Here is a 24,774-nt window from a genome sequence, read left to right on the forward strand (position 1 = left end):
ATAGGAAAACGGGACAAGCGCGTCATAAACAAAAAAACGCGACGGCTCATCACCGTCGCGTTTCTTATTACATGAGTCCGGCTGGTGCAGGTGGCGTCGCAGGCGCTATTGCGCCTCCATGTCACCCCGCCGAGCGCGAATTGTGCTCCGACAGATACTTGATCAGCCCATCGACACCGTCTTTCTGCAGTTGCCCCGCGAATTGTTGCTGATAGACCTGGATGAGCCACGCGCCCATCATGTCGATGTCGTAGATTTTCCAGCCTTGCGCCGTCTTACCCAATCTGTAACGCACCGGATTGTCGCCGCCAGTCGAAACGACGTGCGATTCGACCACGACGTCGCGCGCGTTTGCATCGGCCTTGGGCGACTCGAAGCTAAACTTGACGTCCTGATCGCGTAATTGCGACAACGAAGCCGCGTAGGTCCGCACAAGCAACGTCTGGAACTGATCGTAAAGCTGTTTCTGCTGCTCGGGCGTGGCGCTGGCCCATGCCTTGCCGACCGCTATGCGCGTCGTGCGCTGGAAGTCGGTGGCGGGCAAAAAGCGCGTTTGCACGAGTTGTGTGATCTTCGCCATGTCGCCGCCGCGCGCTTGCGGGTCGGCCTTCATCGCGTCGACGGTGCCTTCGACAGCAGCCTTGACGACGGCGTCGGGGCTAGTTTGCGCGAAAACCTCGCCGGACAGGCCGAGGGCAAGGAGAAATGCGAAGCAAATGGACAGATAGCGTTTCATGGCACCCGTTCTCTGAATGAGTTCTGAGGTTGGAATTGGTATGGGGACGGCGCAATACCCGGTAACGCCGATGCAGCCGGCACGCGTCGAGCCAGTATATCGACACGCGGGGGCATCGACAGTTCAAGACGCATGGCGCGTTCGTGCCCGGCATCGACCGGTATACTTGCGCGGCATCGCCGGACGCCGGCGCGCATCATCTCGCCGGCAGCACGCGGCCCGCAAAAATAACAGGACACACCAGGTAGCGTCTTCATGCTGACGTCCAACATTACTCGCTTCGTCACCATCGCCATACGCCGTCCGGCGTGGATTATCGCCATTTCGCTGCTGCTCGGCGTGCTGAGCACGATTTATGTCGTCCATCACTTCAAGATCAGCACCGATGTCAGCCAACTCATCGAGAACGAGCCGGAGTGGGCCGCGCGCAGCAAGGCAATCGACGCCGCGTTTCCGCAGCGCGGCGCCACGCTACTGATCGTCGTCGAAGCCGCGGCCCCCGAATTTGCCGATGCCGCCGCGAACGCACTCGCCGCCGCGCTCAAGCAGGAGCCGGCGCGCTTCAAGTCGGTGTCGCAACCTTCAGGCGGCGATTTCTTCGAGCACAGCGGCCTTTTGTACTTACCCACCGCCAAGGTCGACGAAGTCACGAAGCAGCTCGTGCAGGCGCGTCCGCTCATCAACACGCTCGCGCACGACCCGACACTCACCGGCCTCGCGCAGACGCTGAACACCACGCTCAATGTGCCGCTGCTGACAGGCCAGATCAATCTCGGCCAGATGGCCAGCTTGCTCGGCAAGAGCGCGACCGTGCTCGACGGCGTGCTGGCCAATCAGCCGGTTGCCTTCTCTTGGCGCGACGTGGCGGATTCCGCAAAGAGCACCGGACCGGCGCGCGCGTTCGTCACCGTGTTGCCGGAACTCGATTTCAACGCGCTCAAGGCGGCGGCGGGCTCATCGGACGAAATTCGCGCCGTGGCGGCCAGGCTGAACCTCGACAAGAAGTACGGCGCGACGCTGCATCTGACCGGCGCGCAACCCCTCGCCGACGAAGAATTCGCCTCCGTGGCCGATGGCGCCGAGCTCAACGGCATCCTCACGTTCCTGGTCGTACTGGTCATTCTGTGGGTTGCGTTGCGCTCCAAGCGCATGATTCTCGCGGTGTTCATCACGCTCTTCGTCGGGCTCGCGATCACGGCCGCGCTCGGCCTCATGATGGTCCACGCGCTCAACATGATCTCGGTCGCGTTCATGGTGCTGTTCGTGGGTCTGGGCGTGGACTTCGGCATTCAGTTCGGCGTGAAATACCGCGAGGAACGGCACAAGCACAAGCGGCTCGACGTGGCGCTCGCCGAAACCGCGCGGCATGTGGCCGTGCCGCTGACGCTCGCCGCCACCGCGACTGCCGCGAGCTTCTTCTCCTTTCTGCCGACCGCGTATCGCGGCGTGTCGGAACTCGGGTTGATCGCGGGCGTCGGCATGTTCGTCGCGTATATCACCAACATGACCTTGCTGCCCGCGCTCATCAAGGTGTTTGCGCCGCCGGGCGAAGCAAGCGCGCCGGGCTTTCCGGTGCTCGCCCCCGTCGATGAATTCCTCGACCGGCATCGCAAGCCGGTGCTGATCGGCACGCTCGTCGTCGTGATCGGCGCGTTGCCGCTCCTGTTCCATCTGCACTTCGACTTCAACCCGCTGCATCTGAAAGATCCGCATACGGAGTCGATGGCGACGCTCGCCTCGCTCAAGGATTCACCCGAGGGCGCGGTCAACGATGTCGCGGTGCTCGCGCCTTCGCTAGCGGAAGCGGATCGCATCGCGGCGAAGCTCCAGAAGCTGCCGGAAGTGGATCGCGCGACCACGTTGTCGTCGCTGATTCCGGCCGATCAGCCGGCAAAGCTCGCGCTCATCAAGGCTGCCGCCGATCAGTTGCTGCCGGCGCTGAACCAGCCGGTGGCATCGCCCGTGACGGATGAAGTGCGCGTCGCCACGCTCAAGCGCGTCGCGGGTGCGCTGTCGCTCGCGGCCGACGATCACCCCGGCGCGGGCGCGGCCGAAGCGCAGCATCTCTCCGCCACGCTCAAGAAGCTCGCCGCCGCCGATGCCGCCACGCGCGATCGCGCCGACCACGCGATGGCCGAGCCATTGCGCCTCGCGCTCGGACAGTTGCGCGCGCTGTTGCAGCCGGTCGAGATCACGCGCGCCACCTTGCCGCCGCAAATGGTCGAGACGTGGGTTACGCCGAGTGGTCAGGCGCTCGTCGATGTCTCGCCGAAAGTGCCGCCGGGCGCCGATCCGAACGACGACACCCTGCTCGCCCGTTTCGCAGATGCCGTGCGCCACGCCGAGCCGAACGCCATAGGCGGTCCGATCTCCGTGCGCCATTCGGCCGAGACGATCATCAAGGCGTTCCAGCAGGCGGCGATCTACTCGCTGATCGCGATCACCGTGTTGTTGTGGATCGCCTTGCGCCGTTTGGGCGATGTTTTACGAACTTTGGTACCGTTGCTCGTCTCCGCGATCGTCACGCTGGAACTGTGCGTCGTCTTCAGGATGCCGCTCAACTTTGCGAACATCATCGCGTTGCCGCTCATGCTGGGCGTCGGCGTGGCGTTCAAGATCTATTTCGTGATGGCGTGGCGCTCCGGCCAGACGCGCTTGCTGCAATCGAGTCTCACGCATGCCGTGATGTTCAGCGCGGCAACGACCGCAACCGCGTTCGGCAGTCTGTGGTTTTCGCATCACCCCGGCACATCCAGCATGGGGCGGCTGCTCGCGCTGTCGCTTTTGTGCACGCTGATCGGCGCCGTGGTATTTCAGCCGGTATTGATGGGCAAGCCCCGCCGTGTACGCGCAGCCGATCGGGCGAAGCTGCGCGCGAGCCAGCGGCACGACAACCTAAGAGGAATCGAAGAATGAGAACGGCTTTAGCCGCTGGTGCGCATCGCAAGCTGGCCACGAGTGTGGTGATTGCGAGCGCGCTTTTGGTCGCGGGATGCGCGACCGGACCGGACCGCAATCCGCGCGATCCGCTCGAACCGATGAACCGCACGATCTTCAAATTCAACGACACGCTCGATACCTACGTCGCGAAGCCGGTCGCGCAGTTCTACGTGGACTACACGCCGAGCCCGTTCCGCACGGCTGTCAGCAACTTCTTTTCAAATATCGGCGACTTCAGCAACTTCGCCAACAACCTGCTGCAACTGAAGATCACGGACGCCACGCAGGATTTGATGCGGATCGCCATCAACTCGGTGTTCGGTCTTGGCGGTTTGATCGACATTGCATCGCCGGCCGGTTTGCCCAAGCATCATCAGGACTTCGGTTTGACACTCGGACACTACGGCGTGCCGTCCGGTCCGTATCTCGTGATTCCGCTGCTCGGCCCGAGCTCGTTCCGGGACTCGACGACGTGGCTCGTCGACTGGCGCGTGAACCCGATCAGCTACGCGGATAACGAAATCCGCTGGCCGCTGTACGGCATCAATTTCGTGAGCGCGCGGGCCGATCTGATCGGCGCGACGGATCTTCTTTCGCAGGCCGCGCTCGACAAATACGCCTTCGTGCGCGATGCCTACACGCAGCGCCGGCAGTACTTGTTGACGGGCGGCGGGACGGCGACGTTGCCCGATTATGGCGATGAAGGCGCATCCGCTCCCGATGCCGCGAGCGCGCCGGGCGTTCCTGGCGCGACGGGCGGCGGCAGCGCGGCGCAAGGTCTGCCGAATTACGCCGATCCGGGCGCGGCCGCCGCGCCAGCGGGCGGAATGGGCGGCAAGTCGCCAGCGCCGGCGGAAACCACGCCGTCGAGTTCGAGCAAGGATCAAGACGTGCCGCAGTACGAAGATCCGGGCGCAAAGTAAGCCTGTGTTGCCAAGGCTTTTCTCAGCTTCAAAATGAAACGGGCGCTTTGCAGCGCCCGTTTCAATTGCCTCAGTGCGTTTCTTCCGCGGCTTCCTGCATGTAGTCATCGCTCGATGCCTTCGGTGCTTCCACCACGCGCTGGTCGCGTCGATATGCTTCGAACAACTCGTCCGCATAGCGAATCGCCGTGCGGCCATGCGGCGCCGGGTCGCCTTGCGCGTCGAGGTTCACGAACACCATTTTCTCGACCGTGAGAATGCTCTTGCGCGTGATCTTGTTGCGCACTTCGGCGCGCAGCGTGATCGAGGTGCGGCCGAAATGCGTCGCCGTGATTCCCAGTTCGATGATGTCGCCCTGCCGCGCCGACGCCAGAAAATTGATCTCCGACATGAACTTGGTCACGACGCGCTGATTGCCCAGTTGCGAGATGGCGTAGATCGCGGCTTCCTCGTCGATCCAGCGCAGCAGGCTGCCGCCGAACAAGGTGCCGTTCGGATTCAGGTCTTCGGGCTTGACCCATTTGCGAGTGTGAAAATTCATTTGCGCTTCCTTTTCTGCTGACCCTGCGCACGTGACTGATCGCACGCAGTTTTGTTAGGGTTTTCCCTGATTATACGCAGATGCGGGTTAACCCGCAGAAAGCAAGCGGCACGTTACGCGGTCAATCGAACGCTAGTGCATGCGCGGTTTCAAGCGCGTGACGCGCTTGTACGAGCGATGTTCGCGCGGCGCGGGCATCGGCGGCGAGACGCAGCATGGCGCTCAGTTGCGCGGGCTGACGCGCGAGTTCTCGCAGTATCGGACCGATGGCCGTGGTGCCGTCATCGCGCAAACCAGCCGTGGCCGCGGGCGGCAGCGTGCGCCATGCCGGATCGACAATCGCGCGGCACACGGCGAAGGGCAGACCGCGCGCAAGGGCAATCGCCCCGGCGATATGCGATTCCATATCCACCGCGAGCGCGCCCGTCGACGAATGCAACGAGCGTTTCTCCGCTTCGCTCTTGACCGGCGCGGCGACGCCGGCCATGACGCCGCGCCGCGTGAGGCGCTGTAGCGGCGTGCCCGCGAAGGCATCGACGATACGCGCGGACCAGGCGTCGTCGGTACGCAATTCGCCGAAAGGTCCGCACACGCTGCTGGCCACGATGAGCGCGCCCGGCTCCAGATCGGGCGCGAGTCCGCCCGCTGTTCCGAAGCTGATGACACCCGTGCAGCCGCGCGAAATGGCGTCCGACAACGCACGCTCCAGCCAGTCCGAGCGCGCCGCGAACACGACTTCCACGCCGCGTCCGCGCACGATCTTCGCCTCGAACGCCATGCCGGTCACGGCAATGACCGGCAAGCCGCCCGCCGCGTGGCGCAATGCGTGGAGCGAGCGCGCGTCGGGCGCGTTCACACGGCCGCCGTCACGCGCGTCAGGCCTTCACGCGTCATGTTGCGATATCGCGCGAGCGCCCACAGCGGAAAGAACTTGCGATAGCCGTGGTAGCGCAGATAAAACACGCGCGGAAAACCCGTCGCGGTGAAGCGCGTCTCGTCCCACAAACCGTGGCTTTGCTGCGTGCGAACGAGATAGTCGATACCGCGCGCCACCGCCGGGTGCTCGATCTGGCCCGCGGCCATCAGCCCGAGCACGGCCCACGCCGTTTGCGATGCCGTACTCGGCGCCTGTTCGTATCCGCGATAGTCGAGCTTGTAGCTTTCGCCGCCCTCGCCCCAGCCGCCGTCCGCGTTCTGAATGCGAATGAGCCATTCCGCGCCGCGCTTAACGCGCGAGTCGGTAGGCGCCGCGCCGGCCGCGTTCAGCGCGCACAACGCCGACCAGGTGCCGTAGATGTAGTTCATGCCCCAGCGGCCATACCAGCTTCCGTCGCGCTCCTGGTCCCTCACGATGTAGTCGTACGCGCGCCGCGCCGGTTCGCTGTTGGCGGGCGTTTCGCCGAGTTGCGCGAGCATGGAAAGGCAGCGCGCGGAGACATCGACGGTAGGTGGATCGAGCAGCGCGCCGTGGTCCGAAAACGGGATGTTGTTCAGATAGAACTGCGTGTTTTCCGGTTCGAACGCGCCCCAGCCGCCGTCGCTGCTTTGCATGCCGACGACCCATTCGCGTCCGCGCGAGATCGCTTCGGCGTAGATGGCCGAGCCGTTTTCGCGGTCCGCGCGTTCCATGGCCATGGCGACGACGGCGGTGTCGTCGACATCGGGGTAATGCGGGTTGGCGAACTGGAACGCCCAGCCGCCGGGCCGCACGTTCGGCCGGCGTGAAACCCAGTCGCCGCGCGTGTCGAGAATCTGCAGCGGCAAGAGCCATTCGAGACCGCGCCCGACCGCCGCGCGCGCCTTTGGCATGCCGGTTTCGAGCAGCGCATGCGCCACGAGCGACGTATCCCAGACGGGCGATAAACACGGTTGGCAGTACGCCTCGCCGTCCTCGGCTTCTTCGATGACGAGCAACTTGTCGAGCGACTTGCGTGCGATCGCGCGATGCGGATGCTCCGGCGGATACCCGAGCACGTCGTACATCATCACGGAATTGGCCATCGCCGGGAAAATGGCGCCCAGGCCGTCTTCGCCGTTCAGGCGTTCATCGACGAAACGCACGGCTTCCTCGATTGCGCGCTGACGGCCCGCTTTCGGGAACGCGTTGTCGGTTGCGCGCAAAACGGTATCGACCACGCGGAAAAAGCCGAACCAGCCGCGGCTCTGATGCGGTGCGCGGCTCGGCATGCCGGTATTGACCGGCGCATCCAAGAACAGCTCGTCGATACGCACGCCACGCGGATTCTTCGCCACCGGCCGCTTCGCATTCAACACGAGCAGCGGCACGATGACCGTGCGCGCCCAATACGAGACCTTCGACAGATGGAACGGGAACCACATCGGCAGACGCGTGATTTCGACGGGCATCATCGGCACCGCGCGCCACGACACGACGCCGAAAAGCGCCAGCAAAATGCGCGTGAACACGTTGACCTTTTCCGCGCCGCCAGCGGCGAGAATCGCGCTCCGGGCGCGCTGCATATGCTCCGCGTCGGGCGAATCGCCGATCATCTTCAGCGCGAAATACGCCTTGACGGTGGCGCTGACGTCCATCGCGCCGTCGGTGAAGAGCGGCCAGCCGCCGTCCGCGCGCTGGATACGGCGCAGATAGCGGCCGATCTTCGCTTCGAGCGTCGGACTCGCTTCCTCGCCGAGATAGTGGACGAGCAGCACGTATTCAGCCGGGATGGTTGCGTCGGCTTCGAGTTCGTACAGCCAGTAGCCTTCGGGATGTTGCGCCGCGAGTAGCGCATCGGTGGCTTCGGTGACGGCATGGTCCAGCGCGGCTTTCGATACCGGCGCGCCCACGGCCGACAGGGATAAATCGTTCATCAGCGTTCCATCGATGGGTTCATCAGCACGTCCGCCGCCTTCTGGCCGGAGCGGATCGCGCCCTCGATCGTCGCGGGCAGACCGGTCGCCGTCCAGTCGCCCGCGAGCGTGAAGTTGTTCCAGCGCGTGCGCGTCGCGGCCCGCAAGCCTTCCTGCGACGGCACGGCGGCAAATGTTGCGTGCGGGTCGGCCACGACCTGCCAGGGCGGCATGGGCTCGGCGGACATCCGCACCGCGCGCGCCACTTCCTGCCAGACCGTGTGCGCGAGTTCGTCGTGCGGCGTTGCGAGCAAGTGATCCGCGGCAGCGATTGTCGCGCTCAGTCTGCCGTCGTTGGCGAATAGCCAATTAGCCGTGCCGTTGACGAGACAGGTGATCGGCCCGAGATCGGACGGCGCATCGACCGCGAAATGCACGGTGACGATGGCGCGAAACTCGTCCGGCGCGACGAGATCCGGCACGAGGCGACGCGCGGTTTCGGACGGCGTGGCAAGCACGAGACCATCGCCCGGTGCGAGCACGACCGGCTCGGCGCGATCTTCGAAAGCGATGGAGCTTACCCGTTCCTGCGAATCCGTGCCCGAAAAGGCGATACCCGCCGCGCGCGCGCCCAGCCGGATGTCCGCGCCGCCGTACTGCAAAAGCCGCAGCGCGGGTTCGACGAAAGCATGCGCAAGCCCGTTACGCGCGATGAGCGGCCGGCATGCCTGTCCGCCCGCCGCGACCGTCTCGCGCAATAGATTGGCGGCAAGCGCCGCGCTGGCTTCGGCGGGCTCGGTGTTGAGCATGGCGTGCAAGAGCGGGCGCACGAGCGCGTCCCACACGGGGCCCTTGGCGCGCATCGATTCCCCGACGGTGCGGCCCGGCTTCGCAAAGAAGAGCGGCAGCAGCGCGAAGTAGTCGGCGGGCTGCGTGTCTGGCGTGCGGGCGTTGGCGTCGAAAATCCAGCGCGGCAGGCGTCCCGGTGACATGCGAATGGTCCACGCCGCGCCATTGGCAAAATCGAAGAAAGGGTAGTCGGGCTGGCTCGGGCCGATGAGCGTATCGGCGGAACCGATCGCACGCAAAAAGCCCAACGCCGCATGGTTGCCGGACAGCAGCAGATGATTGCCGTTGTCGATGGTCGCGCCGAGTCTCACGTCGAAATAGGAACGGCAGCGTCCGCCCGCATGCGCCGCCGCCTCGTGAAGCACGACGCGCGCGCCGCGCCGTTGCGCCTGAACTGCTGCGGCAAGGCCCGCTAGGCCCGCGCCGACGACGTGTACCAGCCGTGACATCAGAGAAGATTGCGCGCGACGATCCACAGCAGCCGCGCACGCGGCGTGGGCCCGCGCGGGCGCGGCAGGTCGAAGCCGCGTTTCAGATTGGCGTCGAGCACGGCGTGATACGCCGCCGACATGATGCGCGGCGCGCGCACTTCGTGGCGCGGCGAAGCGGCCATGATCGTGTCCGACTGCGCGTAATGCCCTTTGGCGCGTTCGGCGATGACGGCGCACACGCGCGGCAGGCGCGCATCGGCGACGATACTCGCCGCGTCGCTCGTCGAGATGCCTTCGCGCGCGAGCAGTTCGCGCGGCAGGTAGACGCGGCCGATGCCCGCGTCTTCGTCGATATCGCGCAGGATGTTCGTCAGCTGCAGCGCGCGGCCAAGATGGTGTGCAAGCCGTCGCCCGGCGTCCTCATGCATCCCGAAGATTCTCACCGATAGCCGGCCCACCGCGCTTGCCACGCGGTCGCAATAGAGGTCGAGCGTGGCTTCGTCGGGCGCGACGATGTCGCATGCGGCGTCCATGGCCATGCCGTCGATGACAGCGTGGAAGTCGTCGCGGGAAAGCTGGAAAGCCTGGATGTGACGCGTGAGCGGTTCGAGCGATTTTCGCGGCGCGCCGGCATAGCACGCGTCGATGTCTTCGCGCCAGCGGTCGAGCGCGATTGCGCGTTCGCGGCGCGGCAAGTTGCCTTCGTCGGCGATATCGTCGACCGCGCGGCAAAAAGCGTAGATCTGATACATCGCGTCCCGCTGGTCGGCGGGCAGGATGCGCATCGCGAGATAAAACGAGCTGCCGGATGACGCCTTCGCGGCATCGGGAGCAGATTCGTCAGCGATGGTGTGGGAAACGGCCAAGACGGACTCCGCGAGTTCTTTCGCTATCGCGCCCCGAGGGCGAATTGTTGGATGACGCCAGCCTCGACGATTCCGGGTGCGCGCGGAACGGCTTGGCGCTGAGTGGATCGAGTCGATGAATGCCGGCGGGCCGGTGGCAAGTACGCCGGAAGCGGCAAAGAGTATAACAATTCTTTGGCCATCGAGCCTGCGCCTTGACCGGCGTGGCTTTCAGCGGCGTGGCTTTCAGCGGCGTGACTTGCACGCGTGACTCGAGCGCTTGCATGCGGCGGCATCGTATTTACCTGCATACCCTCCTCTCTGGTAATGTCGCTAGTCCTGCGCGTACGCACGTTCTAAACCCAAATCGGCATTCTTCGTGCTTGCCCGAACCGGTTACTCCACAGCCCAATCCGTTCAAGTGCTTTGGAACACTGTGAACGAAGCGTTCAACGCTTCGAACGACACGCGCGCGCGTAAAGTTTTCCACTTCGCTGCCAAATATGACGCTGCAACGTGAGGAGTCCGACGCCGATCCTGCCGCCGAACAGAGGCAGGATGAACCGCCATTCCCGGTGGTTCCCGAGCGCAACTTCGCCGCACAGCGCCTGACGCTTTATGCGTTGCTCGTCGCCGCCATTCTGCTGCCCTGCATTTACGTGGCAGTCACCGCATACACCGACTATCACGACCGCGAGGCGCTCGCCGCCGAAACCGTCGCCCGCAATGCACGCGTCGCCGAAGAGCACGCGCTCAAGGTCTTCGATCTCAACGTCACGCTGAACGAACGTATCGTCGATCTGCTCGATGGACTCGACGACGAACCGATCCGCCGCGACAGTCGTCTCATCCACGACCGTCTCAAGATGATGAGCAACAACTATCAGCAAGTCGCTGCCGTTTCTGTGTTCGGCGCCGACGGCAAGCTGCTCGTGACGAGCCGCACCTGGCCGACGCCCGATGTGTCCGTCGCGACGCGCGAGGACTTCGGTGGCATGCGCGACGACCGCAGCATCGAACAGATTTCGCGCGTGATGCTCGGGCGCGTGGCGGGCGAACAGGTCTTCAACACGGCGGTCGTGCGACGCACCGACAAGGGCAAGTTCAACGGCATCGTGTCGATTGCGCTGCGTCCTGCTTATTTCAACGCGTTCTATCGCGAACTCCTCGGCGACAGTCCGACTGTTTCGCTCGGCCTTGCACGCAGCGATGGCGAAGTGCTCGCGTGGTATCCGCAACGGCCGCCCGACCGCATGGCGCTCGCGGCCAGTTCGCCCTTGCGCGAGGCATATCGCGCGGGACGGCGCAGCGGCGTCGTGGAGATGATGTCCGGGCTCGACAACGAGCTGAAGATCGTCGCGTTCCGCAGGGTCGGCGGCTATCCGGTCTATGTGTCGAGCGGCTATCCGATCTCCACGTTATGGGCCGAGTGGTATCGGCATTTGAGCGTGCTCGCGTTGTCGATTTTCGCGCCTTGCATCGTGCTGTGGGGCGTCATCGGACAATCGCTGCGGCGTCTCGCCATCGAGGAAGAAGCGTGGGAACGCTGGCAAGCCGAAGCGTCGATGCGGCGCTCGATCGAATCTGCCTACCGGCAGGCGCGCAAGATGGAAGCGCTCGGCAATCTCGTTGGCAGCGTGGCGCACGACTTCAACAATCTGCTGATGATCGTCTCGACCAACGTGCAGATCGCGCGACGGCGCGGCGCGCCCGGTCTTGAACGTGAACTCTCCGCGATGGAACGCGCGCTCAAGAGCGGACAGTCGCTCACGCGGCAATTGCTCGGCGTGGCGCGCAAGCAGCCATTGCGCAGCGAAACCATTGCCATCGGCAAATGGGTGCCGGCGGGGCGCGAACTGCTGCGCGCGTCGCTTGGCGCGAAGGTCGCGCTCCACGTCGAAGTGACCGCGGATGTCTGGCCCGTGCGCGTCGACCCCGCCGAGCTGGAGCTTGCGCTCATCAACGTCGCGGTCAACGCGCGCGACGCGATGCCAAGCGGCGGCACGTTCACCGTGCGCGCCGACAACGTGCGCTTCCGTCACGAAGACGGCTTTCCGATCACCGGCGATTTCGTTCAGGTCACGCTGGAAGACACGGGCTTCGGCATGAGTTCCGAAGTTTTGGGCCGCGCATTCGAGCCGCTTTTCACGACCAAGCCGAAAGGCATGGGCACCGGTCTCGGCTTGCCGCAGGTGTTTGCGTTTTGCGAGCGCGCGGGCGGACTCGCGACTATCGACAGCGCAATCGGCGCGGGCACGGCGGTGCGTCTTTATCTGCCGCGCGCGGCGGCTGAGACCGAGGCCAACGCGGCGGTTAAAGACGAACCCGCCGTGGTCAAGGAGACCGAAGGCTTGCGCGTGTTGCTCGTCGAAGACAACGAGGAAGTGGCCGCCGGCACCGAGGCGCTGCTTGCCATGATGGGTCATCACGTGAGCTACGTATTCAACGCCGATACCGCCGTCACCGTGCTCGAAGGCGCGCGCGAAGCGTCCGAATTTCCCTTCGATGTCGTGCTCTCCGACATCCACATGCCGGGCAAGATGAGCGGCATCGACCTCGCGGAAATGCTGCAACGCTTCGAGCCGCGCATCCCCGTGATTCTCGTCACGGGTTATGCGGAAGAACTGGACCGCGCCCGTCACGTCGATGCACGCGTGCTGTCTAAACCATTCGATATCGCGCTGCTCGACGCCTTGCTGCACGAGATTCGCGAACGTCTCAACGAAGCTCGGGCAATCGGCCGCTGATCTGCTTTTTGTACCAGTTTTGTAAAAGCGCCTTGCGTGATCCATCGCTTCGAGCCTTGCCAGACAGGCCACGGCGCATCCGGCACGCTCGTTGCGTGACGGGCAAACATGCACGGCAACCTCGCAACGTTGCCGATTTCGAAGTTCCGCCCATCCGCAGGAGGCGTATATGCGACACACCGTCATCGGAGTTTTCGACACCTACGCGCAGGCCGAGGACGCACGCTCGGCCCTCGTTACAGCGGGCTTCCCGCGCGCTGATATCGAGTTGCAAGCGAATCCAAAACGCGACGATGCCGCCGAGCCGTCCGTCATGCCCGATGCCCAAACGCACGCCGAACCAGGCGTGCTGGCGAACATCGAGCGCTTCTTCAGCATGCTTTTCGGCGGGCGCGATCACCCGCCAGAAGTCGCGCATTATTCGGAAGCCGTGCGTCGTGGCGCAGTGCTTGTAGCCGTCGATACCCCGAGCGAAGAGCAAGCCGATGTCGCCCGCGCGACGCTTGCGGATCAAGGCGCGATCGATATCGATGAGCGCGCCGCAAGCTGGTCCACGCTCGAACACGGCACCGCGATGCCGCAAGCCGGCGTGGATGACCGCGATCATTCGATACTCGACGAACTGGGACTCGGACGCGGCAGTGCAGTGCCGGGCCGCGAGCCGGTGAACGATGCGCGCATGGACGCAATGCGCGCCCGCGCTTATCCGCGCACCGACGCAGCAAACCCGGCGACGGGCGCCGCCGCCGATCCGCTGCTCGACCCGCTTGCCGATCCGCTCGGCGACCCGTTGACGCGCCGCGATGCCGCCGCACTCGGTGCACGCGACTTCGTGAGCGACCCGGCAGACGATTCGCTGATGCCGCATGCCGGCACGACGCGTCACGAGACGACGCAGTACACGCAAGTCGAGACGCGCACCGCCGCCGATCCGCTGTCGGGACGCGATCCCGTCACTGGCCGCGATCCGCTCGCCACCACTGGCATGGACCCGCTCGCTGCCCGCGACCCGCTGACCGGTACGCCGGCCGACCCGCTTGCCGCCCGTGACGAACTCTCGGGCGAATCGCTTTCGGAGCGCGACGCTCTTGCCGGTCGCGATCCGCTGCGTTCGGGCAACATGGGCGATCCGCTGCCCGGCGTACGTACCGATAACGCCGCCGACTGGCGTCCGGTCGAACCGCTGAGCCCGCTCGATGAACCCGCGCAGAGTCGAAGCGGCACGCTGAGTCAAAGCCAGTCGCAATCGATGGGCGCGATGGGTTCATCGGCTGGAACGGCTGCTGTGCCGAACGAGTACATGGAATATGAGGAAGACTTCCGCGCCGACTACGACACCCGCTACGCTGCAACCGGCGAGCCGTACGAGGATTATCAAGGCGCGTATCGGTACGGCGCCACGCTCGGCAACGACGACCGCTTCCGCAGCCGCGCATGGGACGATCAGATGGAATATGAGATGCGCCGTGAGTGGGAGACGCGCCATCCGGAAGACGGAACCTGGGAGCGCTTCAAGGCTGCCGTGCGTCATGGTTGGGATCGCGTGACGGGACATCATCACGTCTAAGTGCAAAACGCTTCACGCAATAACGAATCGGCCCGCACGCGCGGGCCGATTCGTTTTGGAACACCTTCTTATCCGGCGATTTTCTTGACCCACGCGACGTATTTATCGACGAAGGTTTGCAGATACTTACGCGTGTCGTCACTGACGATTGCGCCGTTCGCATCGATACGCGAGTCATCGTGCTTGATGTACATCTCGGGCTGACCGAGCATTGCAATGTCGAGATACGCGCACACGCCACGCAGATGCGACTGCGCGATAGCCGTACCGATCGCGCCCACCGAGGTGCCGATCACCGCGCCCGGCTTGCCGCCCCAGGCGCTTTGGCCCCACGGCCGCGAACCCCAATCGATCGCATTCTTGAGCACGCCCGGAATCGAGCGGTTGTATTCCGGCGTGACGAAAAGGAGCGCGTCTGCTTCCGAGATCTTCTGCTTGAATTTCACCGCGACTTCGGGATAGTCGCTGTCGTAGTCCTGGCTGTACAACGGCAGGCTGGCGATATCGAGATGCTCGAACGAGAAATCTTCCGGTGCGAGCGATTCGACTGCGTGCGCAAGCCGCCGGTTGAACGACTCCCGTCGCAGACTTCCGACGACCACCGCAATCTTGTAGGCCATGAGGTTTTGCTCCATGAAGGATGCCAACAAATCCGCGTGCAAAAACACGACGCGGCTTCGAGTCAACATCATAGGCGAGCCGTCTGACCGCCGTCACGAACCAAACAGACTGCCTATTTTTGCGATGATTTGAGCAACCCAGTTCCCCCCGCATTGTTGCGAGGTTTGTGGCCGATTATCCCCACTGTTATCCACAGAAACTGTGGATAACTCGGTGTTTGCCGAAAAGATGGTTCGAAAATGTTACTTTGACGAAACATTCCCCCGATAAGAGCATGATTTCAGTGCGTTCGAACCGCTGCGCCTCGGCAGATCAGTGGCCGAAAAACACGCTGCATTGCGATGCGGGACCTTGGCAGGATGTCGGATTCGAATCGGCGGCTTGCGCTGCGCCGACTGCCGAAAAAAGGGCCAGCGACGCGAGGACAGCAGAAAGGATGCGCTTCATTTGACATTTCCAGAATGAGTGTTTGGCCGACCGTGTTCGATCGATGCCGTGACTCTATCTATGAAGCATCCGCATAAAAAGCCCACAAAGCTCAATTTATTCTTACCAGCATGGTAAGAATCGCGCTAGGTAACACCCGCCAACCTGCGATTCGTGCGTCGGCATTCAACCATTCCCGACAACAATGTGTTGGCTCAATGGGTATTTTTGTCCAATAGGAAAACTCCTAGACTTTTTTCAAGCGTCAACCGGACGCAAGCGAATCCAGGAGTTCTTCCATGAAAAACACACTTATCGGCGGCCTGCTCATCTCCGCGCTTCTTGCAACGGCTCCGGCCTTCGCTCAATCGGCTTACGGCGCAAAATCGCGTGCGGAAGTGAAAGCGGAACTGGCGAGCGCCCGTCGCGCGGGCGATCTCGAAGCGGTCAACGCATTGAGCTATCCGCAACTGCGGCCGTATCAGGAACGTCATGCGCAAGTGCGAGCCAACACTCGCAGCGATGGCAGCGCACAGTAATTAAGGACAGGCAGAACAAACCGGCCCTCCTCCACCATCGAACAGAAGGTGGCTTTGCCCGACGCCCGCGCGCCGGGCATTTTTTATCGCGGGCGAGCGACGGGTCGAATGCGGGCGAAGCCGGTTCAAAGCAGCACGGTCAGACAAAACGTCACGGTGACGAGCGAGAGCACCGTGGAAAACAGAATGGCGCTCGACGTGACGCCGCCATCGCGTCGATAAAACTCCGCGAGCATGAACGGACCGGTGCCGGTTGGCAGCGCGCTCAAAATCACGGCGGTCTTCGACCATAGCGGCGGCATGCTGAAGACATGAAACGCCAGCCAGTAAGTCAGCAAGGGCTGCGCGATCAATTTGAGCGTGACGAGTGCGCCCGTCGTTCGAAGACTGCGCGCCTCGCCTTTCGCGCCGAGAAAGAGTCCGAGCGCAACCAGCGCACAAGGACTCGCCGCGCCGCCCAGCAGCTTTAGAAATGCTTCGGCGCCATCCGGCACGTGCGCGCCCGAACCGCTCAGCAACGTGCCCGCAAGCGGCGCGATCAAAAGAGGGTTCTTGCCAAGCGACTTCGCCACGCGCCATAGCGTCCAGAAGATGTGCTTTTCGCTTTGCAAGCCGAGTTCGATCAGCACGATCGCCACCGCGAACAGCACGCACACAGTGATGATCGTTGCGATGACGGCGGGCGCGAGACTTTCCTTGCCGAACGCCAGCAAACAAAGCGGCAAGCCGACGAAACCGGTATTCGCATAAGCAGCGTTGAGTCCGTCGATGCTGGCATCGGCGAGCGGACGCGCACGCATGAGCCGCGCGATAAGCGTAAGCACGAACACCACGGCTGACCCGATGCCGAACACCGCGATGAACGCCGGTTGATCGAGCATGCTCCACGGCGTCCTGGACATCGTGTCGAAGAGCAACGCGGGCAACGCGAGATAGACGACGAAGCGGTTCAGTTCCGATGCGGCGGCGGGACCGAGCTTGTTGAGCTTGCGGCACGCGTAGCCCGCGAAGATGAGTCCGAAGACCGGCAGGATGATGGTGAAAAGCGGCGTGAGAAGCGAAGACAGCGAAGAGAAAGCGAAATGCAGATGATCCGGCGATGGCATGACAAGGCTTCAACAGAAAGGAGCCGAGAGAATAACCGCTGTCAAAAAGGTGAGGCATTTCGGGAGCGGTGCGATGGTGAGCCGCGAGATCCGCCCAAGGCTCACGCTTCAAAGTTTATCCGTACCGCGAAACGTTTTAATGTGCTCTAAGTTCTGTCGACAAGCCGTTGTTCTGTAACGTTTTCATCTTGACGTCGAAAAGTGCCAACCAGCACGCCAATTCGACCCTGGAAGACCGCTGATGCGCTCCGTCCGTACAGCCGTTTGCCTGAGGTGAGCGAATACAGGAGCGCGTCAAAACGACTAGTCGAATCGACCTCGGCTTAGCTTTCGACGAACGAAAAACGATATGGGACAAGGAGTTGCATTTGATGCCGCAACCTCGGGAGACATGCAAAAGCCTTTTCCGACGCTCGAAAGGTGAGGCTTTCCGGGAGTGCAAAAACATCGGAATGAAGTTTGCTCAATGCTAGGTCTTCGCAATCAAAAGCAGACGCGCAACATGAAAATCAGAAGTCCATGGATCTACGGCGCCGCTGCGCTCATCACGCTTGGCGGCGTTGCGGCGCTTGCGGCATGCGCCACGAACGGCGCACGCAAGAGCGGCAACGAGAACGTGCCCGAGCCTTCGAAGGCTGTCGATCTCGATCGATACCTCGGCCACTGGCATGAGTTCGCCCGCTACGAAAACCGCTTCGAACGCGGCTGCGAAGGCGTGACCGCGAACTATGCGCGTCGCGAAGACGGGCTCGTCTCGGTCATCAACGCATGCCACGAAGGCGGCTTGAGCGGGCCATATAAAACATCGGAAGGACGCGCGAAGATCGTTGCGGGATCGAACGGAACGAAGCTGAAGGTGTCGTTTTTCGGGCCGTTCTATGTCGGCGACTATTGGATTCTCGATCACGCCGACGACTACAGCTGGTCCATCGTCGGCGAACCGACCGGCCGCTATCTGTGGATTCTGACGCGCGACGCGCGGCCATCGCCCGATATGCGGCGCTCGCTGATTGAGCGCACGCGCGCACTCGGCTACGACGTGACGATGCTGCGGGAGACGCAGCAAAGCTGACAACGGTCAGTCGTCGAGAGCCGCATACACGAGCCGCTCGTACTCGCGCGCGAGCGGGAACGGTTCGAGCGCACGCCGCTGAATGAGCATGATGCCGATCATGTCCTCGACGGGATCGGCAAACCAGCTTGTTCCAAGCGCGCCCGGCCAACTGAACGAACCCGTCGAACGATATCCCGCGGGCAACTGAAACGCCGGATTGTCGACAACCGACAGCCCGAGGCCGAAACCCTGCGCGCGCCACAATGGATAGCCGAACGCCGGGATCTCGCGCTGCGCAGGCGTGAGAAAGTTAGAGCGCATCAAGTCGACGGACTTGTGCGACAGAAGCCGCGGACCTGCTGCGCGCTCTTTAGCATCGCCTTGCAGACGGCCGCGTCCAAGCAACACGCGCGCGAAACGCAGATAGTCGTCGGCGGTGGACACGAGCCCGCCGCCACCGCTTTGATAACGCGCGGCGTCGATCCAACGGCTCGACGAAGGATGATCCTCCACCACTGGTTGCGCGCCCGGGGAATCGACGACATAGGACGTCGCAAGCCGCGTCGCCTGTTCGGGCGTCACGGCAAAAGCCGTGTCGTGCATGCCAAGCGGCTCGAAGATGCGCGTGCGGAAGAACTCGCCGAGCGGCATGCCTGACACGCGCTGCACCAGCGCGCCGAGTACATCCGTGGACACGCCGTACTGCCAGCGCTCGCCGGGATGAAACATCAACGGAATTCTGGCGACGTGTTCCAGCCAACTCGCGGGATCGACCATCGTGTCGAAGCCGTTGAATACGCTCTCGTACGCGGCGGCGAGTTCGCCCGTCGCGGTGAAGTGATATGCGAAGCCCGCGCGATGCGTGAGCAAGTCGAGCAGCGTGATTTGCGTGCGCGCCGGCTCGGTCTGCGAGAGCGGGCCTTCGGGGTCGAGCATCACCTGCGCGTTCGCCAGTTCGGGCAACCACTTTGCCACCGGCGCTTCGAGCGCAAGACGGCCTTCCTCGACCAGCATGAGCGCGGCGACGCTCGTCACCGGCTTGGTCATCGACGCAATGCGAAACAGCGTGTCGCGCGTCATCGGGGTGCGCGTGCCGGTGTCGCGCCAGCCGAGCGCATCCACTTGTGCAATCTCGCCGCGCCGCCAGGTGAGCGTGACGATGCCCGCGACCTCACCGGAATCGACGAAGCGTTGCATGGCGGCGCGCATTTCGGCAAGGCGCGCGGAATCGAAACCGGCGTTGGACATCGGTGCTCCTTCGAAGAACAGAGAAAGACGCCGCATGCGGCATCACGCTTCGATGAGGAAGCGCGCGACGGGTTCCAGCTAGTTTGCCTTGCAGGCGATCAACAAGCCGTTCTGGTTGTCGGCGCTGGATTGTTCGAGCACGTCGTAGCCGCCGGGGCAGGCGACCTTCGCGTTGTCGGTGCAAAGACGCCAGCCACCGTAGACCGGGCATTGCACGAGCTGAGTGGGACGGCCATCGGCTGAGAAAAGAGGCGGCGCGCTGCTGCATCCGGCGAGTGCCCATGCACTCGCGGCGAGCATCACGGAAAAGCCGATCGCAGTGCCGAGTTTCATCCCTTACCCCTTGTTTTCAGTCGTTATTTTCGATGTCGATGCCTTCGCGAGTATGCCACGCCGGCCTTTCGCGACGATTGCCGCAAATGTGCGCGCGCTCACGTTTGACACAATCTCACATGCCTTTACGTTTCCTATACGTCGATGCCCAACGCGGCGATCTTCTTGTAAAGCGTCGCCCGCCCGATACCGATGCGTTCCGCCGTTTCCGCCACGCGGCCATTGTTCGCGCGCAGGGCGTCGGACAGGAAGCGACGTTCGAAGTCGGTCATCGCGGCGGCATAGGGCATGGACGCGCTTTCGACTGGCGGCGCGGGCGCGGCCGGTGTCGAATCGATGAAGCCTGCGAGCGCGCGGGCATCGATATGTTCGCTATCGGAAAGCATGAGCGCGCGTTCGAGCGTGTTGCGAAGCTCGCGCACGTTGCCCGGCCAGGCGTAACCGGCTAGCAGCCGCAGCGCGTTTTCATGCAGCACGAACTGGCGGATGCGGCCCGTGCGCGCCTCGCCCGACAGGTCTTCGAGAATGGCATAGGCGAGCGCTTCGATATCGCCCGGACGCTCGCGCAAGGGCGGCGCGTGAATGGTCAGCACGTTCAGGCGATAAAACAGGTCCGCGCGAAAGCGCCCCGCCGCGACGAGCGCGGGCAGATCGGCGGAAGTCGCGGCGATGATGCGAACGTCCGCCCGCACGATGCGGTTCGACCCGAGCGGCTCGAATTCCTTGTCCTGCAGCACGCGCAAGAGCTTGCCCTGCAACGGCAGCGGCATGTCGCCGATTTCATCGAGGAACAGCGTGCCGCCATCGGCGAGTTCGAATTTGCCGACGCGTCCCTTGCGCTCCACGCCGGTGTACGCGCCAGGCGCCGCGCCGAAGAACTCGACTTCGAGCAAGGTATCGGGAATCGCGGCCACGTTGACGGTGACGAGCGGCTTCGCGGCGCGTGTCGAGGCACCGTGGATCGCGTGTGCAAGCAGCTCCTTGCCGGTGCCGGTTTCGCCGAGCAGCAAGACCGGCGAGTCGACGAGCGCCGCGCGCCGCGCTTGCCGCTTCACTTCGAGACTCACCGCACTCGTGCCGACGAAGCTCGCGAAGGTGTACTTGGCGCGCCGCGCCTGCGCGAGCGACTGGCGCGTCGCGATGAGTTCCTGCTGCACGCGCGAGTAATGCGCGAAAAGCGGCGTGAGCGCTTTCATCTCGTCGAAGAGCGCGAAGCCGATGGCGCCAACGGTCGCGCCCTGCTCGTCCTTCAGCGGCAAACGCGTGACGACGAGCGGTTCGCGGTCGGTCTCCAGCACGTCGAGCAGAATCGGCTTGCCGGTCGCGACGACTTCGCGCATCAGGCTATTGGGAATGACCGCTTCGCAATCGAGGCCGATTACGTCGGTGGGATCGGGGAAACCGAAGCGCGCCGCGTAGCGCTTGTTGATCCAGACGACGCGGGCGTCCGCATCGACGATGAAGGTGCCTTCGCTCAAATTTTCGAAGGTCTTGAAAAGCGATTCCATCGCGCGGCGCATGACGTCGCTATAGTCCAGGGGAACGTTGATCCAGTCGTTGAGCATGCTGCGTTTGTCTCCGATATCTCTTTATCGAGACAGGATATCTCAAACGGGAGACTGCCTGCATTGGGGCAATCTGCTAGGCTTCGAGGCGCATGCCCGACCGTGACGCGCGAGAGTTTGTCTCGGCACAGAGACATTCCGAATGCATTTGCGGCCTTCATGCATGGTCAAACGAGCGCAAAGCCCTGTGACTACGCGGATGGCACGGAAGCTGCATTTGCCCGCGCGGCGCGCGATCAATCGCGTCGAGGGTCTTCAAGAGAGACCCGTGATAACAAAACATCAATGGAGACTCCATGTCGTTCATCATCGTGCTCGCCGCCCTGGCGTTCCTGATGCTGGCCGCTTATCGCGGTTACAGCGTCATTCTTTTCGCGCCGATCGCCGCGCTCGCGGCTGTTCTGCTGACCGATCCGGCAGCCGTCGCGCCCGTGTTTTCGGGCATCTTCATGGAGAAGATGGTTGGCTTCGTCAAGCTGTACTTCCCGGTGTTCCTGCTTGGCGCGGTGTTCGGCAAGGTCATCGAACTGTCGGGATTCTCGGAGTCGATCGTTGCCGCCGCGATTCGCTATATCGGCAAGTCGCGCGTCAATGCGGTGATCGTCGCGGTGTGCGCGCTGCTCACGTACGGCGGCGTGTCACTGTTCGTGGTCGTGTTCGCCGTGTATCCGTTCGCGGCGGAGATGTACAGGCAGAGCAATATTCCCAAGCGCCTCATGCCGGGCGCGATTGCACTCGGCGCGTTCTCGTTCACGATGGATTCGCTGCCGGGCACGCCGCAGATTCAAAACATCATCCCGACGACGTTCTTCAAGACGACTGGCTGGGCCGCGCCGTGGCTCGGCGTGATCGGCTCGGTGTTCATCATCGTGGTGGGACTGACGTTTCTCGAATGGCGCCGCCGCCGCGCGATGGCCACGGGCGAAGGCTACGGCACCTCGCTCGTGAACGAGCCTGAGCGCGTCGAGTCGACCAATCTGCCGAATCCGGCGCTGGCGATTGCGCCGCTGATTCTCGTGGGCGTCGCCAACTTCGCGCTCACGAAGTGGATTCCGACGTGGTACGGCGCGAGCTATACCATCGCGCCGGAAGTGCTGCCCGGCGTGCATGCGCCCGTGACCACGGCCGTCAAGACGGTCGTCGCGATCTGGGCAGTCGAAGGCGCGCTGCTGCTCGGCATCGTGCTCGTGTTGCTGACGGCTTTCTCGCGCGTGAAAGATCGCTTCGCCACGGGCACGCGCGTAGCCGTCGCGGGCGCTTTGCTCGCGGCGATGAACACGGCGTCGGAATATGGCTTCGGTGGCGTGATCGCCGCGTTGCCGGGTTTTCTCGTCGTCTCCGATGCGCTGAAGAGCATTCCGAATCCGCTCGTCAATGCGGCGGTATCGGTGAGTTCGCTCGCGGGCATCACGGGGTCGGCGTCGGGTGGCATGAGTATCGCGCTGGCCGCCATGTCCGATACCTTCATCAAGGGCGCCGAAGCCGCACATATTCCGCTGGAAGTTCTGCACCGCGTCGTGGCCATGGCAAGCGGCGGCATGGACACCTTGCCGCACAACGGCGCCGTCATCACGCTGCTCGCGGTGACGGGTCTGACGCATCGGGAGTCGTATCGCGACATCTTTGCGGTGACGGTCATCAAGACGCTCGCGGTGTTCTTCGTGATCGCGGTGTATTACATGACGGGGCTGGTTTGAGAGTTGGAAGTGCTGTTCGCGTCGCGCTTCAGAACGACGCCGAGCGGATGAAATCCAGAAACGCACGCAGCGGCGTCGGCACGTAGCGGTGACCGGAATAGTACAAAAACGGCCCCGGAAACCGCTGCCACCAAGGTTCGAGCACAGGCTCGAGCGAGCCGTTCTCGAAGAACGGCTTCATCCAGTCGTCGAAGAGTTGCACGATGCCGCAACCCGCCAGCGCGGCATCTATTCCAAGATCGGTTGCGGCGCCCGCTCGAACGATGAGCGGGCCGCTCGGCTCGACGCGAATGTGCTCGCCGTCGCGCTCGAATTCCCATGTGGTCATCGCGCCGCTCGCGAAGCGATAGCGCACACACGCATGCTGCAAGAGTTCGCTCGGATGCTGAGGACGACCGCGACGCTCCAGATAAGCGGGTGACGCACCGAGCGCCATTCGTTGCTCGCGCGGACCGATAGGAACGGCGATCATGTCCTGCTCCAGACGTTCGCCGTAGCGAATGCCTGCGTCGCATCCTTCCGCCATCAGGTCGATGAAGCCATCGTCGGCAATCACCTCCAGTTCGATATCCGGGTAAGCCGCGAGAAACGCCGGCACCAGGCGCGGCAGGATGAGTTTGGCCGCGACCACCGGCACATTCAGCTTCAACTTGCCAGCTGGCTTGTCCCGAAAGCCGTTCACCACGTCCAGCGCTGCGTCGAGGCCATCGAGCGCGGGCTTGAGTCGAGCCAAGAGCCGCGCGCCCGCTTCGGTCGTCGTGACGCTGCGTGTCGTGCGATGAAGCAAACGCACGCCGGTGCGGGCTTCGAGACGGCGCACCGCTTCGCTTACGCCGGAAGGGCTGCTGCCGATGGCGCGCGCGGCATCGCGAAAACCGCCCGCTTCGACGACGGCCACGAATGCTTCCAGTTCCTTGAGGTTGGGTCCCATTGTTCGCTCTTTCAATACACCCTGTGCAGACTCGAGCACGTTATCTTTCGAGGCTCGGTTGGCTATTCTGTCTCCTGTCACAGGAGAGCAAACATGTCCGCAGAAAAGATTGCGATTGTCACCGGCGGCAGCCGGGGCTTAGGCCGAAACACAGTGCTGAATCTCGCCAAGCGAGGCGTCGATATTATCTTTACTTATCACCGGAATCGCGAGGAAGCTGAAAACGTCATCCGATCCGTGTCCGATCTCGGTCGAAAAGCAGTGGCGCTTCAGCTAGACACCGGAAACGTCGGCGCCTTCGATAGCTTTATCGGCAAGGTCCGCGAAACTCTGGCCGAATGGAAAGCAGAACGCTTCGATTTCCTCATCAACAACGCGGGTACATCACATCACAACAGCATCGAGAAAACGACCGAGGAAGAATTGGATGGCCTATATAACGTGCACTTCAAAGGCGTGTTCTTTTTGACGCAGAAACTGCTGCCGCTTATTCGCGACGGCGGGAAGATCGTCAACTTGTCTTCCGGGCTGACGCGAATCATCGTACCGGAAAGCGGCGCTTACGGCTCGCTTAAGGGCGCGGTCGAAGTATTGACGAAATACATGGCGAAGGAACTCGCGCCGCGCCGGATCGCAGTAAACGTGGTCGCGCCCGGTGCTATTCAGACCGATTTCAGCGGCGGAATAGTGCGGGATAATGCCGAGTTGAATAAGCGCATTGCCGACATGACGGCGCTGGGCCGTGCCGGATTGCCCGACGACATTGGCCCGATGATCGCGTCGCTGCTCTCCGAAGATAATCGGTGGATCAACGCTCAGCGTATTGAAGTGTCGGGCGGCATGGCGATTTAACGCCTACGCACA

20 protein-coding genes are annotated in these 24,774 nt (G+C 63.1%); 8 read left to right on the top strand and 12 right to left on the bottom strand.

Annotated features, from left to right (window positions below; genetic code table 11):
* Window positions 1-121 precede the first annotated feature (121 nt).
* Entirely contained in the window at window positions 122-736 is a 615-nt protein-coding gene (locus NCR40_RS20130; RefSeq protein WP_250492951.1) for an MlaC/ttg2D family ABC transporter substrate-binding protein, read from the bottom strand.
* A 255-nt stretch (window positions 737-991) separates the two neighbouring features.
* On the opposite strand from NCR40_RS20130, the gene hpnN reads away from it, so the two are divergent.
* A complete protein-coding gene (hpnN, locus tag NCR40_RS20135; protein ID WP_250510439.1) occupies window positions 992-3,652 on the top strand; it encodes a hopanoid transporter HpnN in 2,661 nt (886 codons plus the stop codon).
* The gene (locus NCR40_RS20140; protein WP_244828864.1) at window positions 3,649-4,599 is read left to right on the top strand and encodes an MlaA family lipoprotein; all 951 of its coding nucleotides are present in this window, start codon (window positions 3,649-3,651) and stop codon (window positions 4,597-4,599) included. The genes hpnN and NCR40_RS20140 overlap by 4 nt, the downstream gene beginning before the upstream one ends.
* A 70-nt stretch (window positions 4,600-4,669) precedes the next feature.
* On the opposite strand, the gene NCR40_RS20145 is transcribed toward NCR40_RS20140, so the two are convergent.
* From NCR40_RS20145 to hpnD, 5 genes are all read right to left on the bottom strand, one after another.
* Entirely contained in the window at window positions 4,670-5,140 is a 471-nt protein-coding gene (locus NCR40_RS20145) for an acyl-CoA thioesterase (protein ID WP_250510440.1), read from the bottom strand.
* A 121-nt stretch (window positions 5,141-5,261) separates the two neighbouring features.
* Entirely contained in the window at window positions 5,262-5,918 is a 657-nt protein-coding gene (locus tag NCR40_RS20150) for a phosphorylase (RefSeq protein ID WP_250510489.1), read from the bottom strand.
* Window positions 5,919-5,992: 74 nt separating this feature from the next.
* Window positions 5,993-7,972, bottom strand: a complete 1,980-nt coding sequence (shc, locus tag NCR40_RS20155) for a squalene--hopene cyclase (protein ID WP_250510441.1) — start codon at window positions 7,970-7,972, stop codon at window positions 5,993-5,995.
* Window positions 7,972-9,249 (bottom strand): hydroxysqualene dehydroxylase HpnE, encoded by a 1,278-nt coding sequence (gene hpnE / locus NCR40_RS20160; RefSeq protein ID WP_250510442.1) that lies wholly within the window; start codon window positions 9,247-9,249, stop codon window positions 7,972-7,974. Before hpnE ends, shc begins: the two co-directional genes overlap by 1 nt.
* Window positions 9,249-10,097, bottom strand: a complete 849-nt coding sequence (gene hpnD / locus NCR40_RS20165) for a presqualene diphosphate synthase HpnD (protein ID WP_250510443.1) — start codon at window positions 10,095-10,097, stop codon at window positions 9,249-9,251. The genes hpnE and hpnD overlap by 1 nt, the downstream gene beginning before the upstream one ends.
* 482 nt (window positions 10,098-10,579) lie before the next feature.
* On the opposite strand from hpnD, the gene NCR40_RS20170 reads away from it, so the two are divergent.
* Together NCR40_RS20170 and NCR40_RS20175 are read left to right on the top strand one after the other, a co-directional pair.
* Window positions 10,580-12,823, top strand: coding sequence for a hybrid sensor histidine kinase/response regulator family protein (locus tag NCR40_RS20170; protein WP_250467582.1), 2,244 nt, complete (start codon window positions 10,580-10,582; stop codon window positions 12,821-12,823).
* Between the two features lie 169 nt (window positions 12,824-12,992).
* The gene (locus NCR40_RS20175; protein ID WP_250510444.1) at window positions 12,993-14,390 is read left to right on the top strand and encodes a hypothetical protein; all 1,398 of its coding nucleotides are present in this window, start codon (window positions 12,993-12,995) and stop codon (window positions 14,388-14,390) included.
* A 68-nt stretch (window positions 14,391-14,458) separates the two neighbouring features.
* Here NCR40_RS20175 and NCR40_RS20180 read toward each other — a convergent pair whose 3' ends face one another.
* A complete protein-coding gene (locus NCR40_RS20180; protein ID WP_244828871.1) occupies window positions 14,459-15,010 on the bottom strand; it encodes an NADPH-dependent FMN reductase in 552 nt (183 codons plus the stop codon).
* A gap of 726 nt (window positions 15,011-15,736) precedes the next feature.
* On the opposite strand from NCR40_RS20180, the gene NCR40_RS20185 reads away from it, so the two are divergent.
* Window positions 15,737-15,976 carry a DUF4148 domain-containing protein gene (locus tag NCR40_RS20185; protein WP_250510445.1) on the top strand — a complete coding sequence of 80 codons (240 nt, stop codon included), beginning with the start codon at window positions 15,737-15,739 and terminating at the stop codon, window positions 15,974-15,976.
* Between the two features lie 125 nt (window positions 15,977-16,101).
* Here NCR40_RS20185 and NCR40_RS20190 read toward each other — a convergent pair whose 3' ends face one another.
* Window positions 16,102-17,082, bottom strand: a complete 981-nt coding sequence (locus tag NCR40_RS20190) for an AEC family transporter (RefSeq protein ID WP_250510446.1) — start codon at window positions 17,080-17,082, stop codon at window positions 16,102-16,104.
* Window positions 17,083-17,584: 502 nt separating this feature from the next.
* Between NCR40_RS20190 and NCR40_RS20195 the strand changes: the two genes are divergently transcribed.
* Complete coding sequence (locus NCR40_RS20195) at window positions 17,585-18,154, top strand: lipocalin family protein (RefSeq protein ID WP_250492960.1); 570 nt, start codon at window positions 17,585-17,587, stop codon at window positions 18,152-18,154.
* A 6-nt stretch (window positions 18,155-18,160) separates the two neighbouring features.
* Here NCR40_RS20195 and NCR40_RS20200 read toward each other — a convergent pair whose 3' ends face one another.
* From NCR40_RS20200 to NCR40_RS20210, 3 genes are all read right to left on the bottom strand, one after another.
* Window positions 18,161-19,384 carry a serine hydrolase domain-containing protein gene (locus NCR40_RS20200; protein ID WP_250510447.1) on the bottom strand — a complete coding sequence of 408 codons (1,224 nt, stop codon included), beginning with the start codon at window positions 19,382-19,384 and terminating at the stop codon, window positions 18,161-18,163.
* Between the two features lie 78 nt (window positions 19,385-19,462).
* Complete coding sequence (locus tag NCR40_RS20205) at window positions 19,463-19,717, bottom strand: hypothetical protein (RefSeq protein WP_250492962.1); 255 nt, start codon at window positions 19,715-19,717, stop codon at window positions 19,463-19,465.
* A gap of 134 nt (window positions 19,718-19,851) precedes the next feature.
* Complete coding sequence (locus tag NCR40_RS20210) at window positions 19,852-21,282, bottom strand: sigma-54 interaction domain-containing protein (RefSeq protein WP_244828877.1); 1,431 nt, start codon at window positions 21,280-21,282, stop codon at window positions 19,852-19,854.
* Between the two features lie 296 nt (window positions 21,283-21,578).
* Between NCR40_RS20210 and NCR40_RS20215 the strand changes: the two genes are divergently transcribed.
* Window positions 21,579-22,979, top strand: a complete 1,401-nt coding sequence (locus NCR40_RS20215) for a GntP family permease (protein ID WP_250467590.1) — start codon at window positions 21,579-21,581, stop codon at window positions 22,977-22,979.
* A 28-nt stretch (window positions 22,980-23,007) separates the two neighbouring features.
* Here the strand turns inward: NCR40_RS20215 and NCR40_RS20220 are convergent, their stop codons facing one another.
* On the bottom strand, window positions 23,008-23,910 hold the full coding sequence (locus tag NCR40_RS20220) for a LysR family transcriptional regulator (RefSeq protein WP_250510448.1): 903 nt from the start codon (window positions 23,908-23,910) through the stop codon (window positions 23,008-23,010).
* Window positions 23,911-24,003: 93 nt separating this feature from the next.
* On the opposite strand from NCR40_RS20220, the gene NCR40_RS20225 reads away from it, so the two are divergent.
* Window positions 24,004-24,762, top strand: a complete 759-nt coding sequence (locus NCR40_RS20225) for an SDR family NAD(P)-dependent oxidoreductase (RefSeq protein WP_250510449.1) — start codon at window positions 24,004-24,006, stop codon at window positions 24,760-24,762.
* Window positions 24,763-24,774 lie beyond the last annotated feature (12 nt).

This window comes from Caballeronia sp. GACF4 (assembly GCF_023631025.1).
Taxonomy (GTDB): Bacteria; Pseudomonadota; Gammaproteobacteria; order Burkholderiales; family Burkholderiaceae; genus Caballeronia.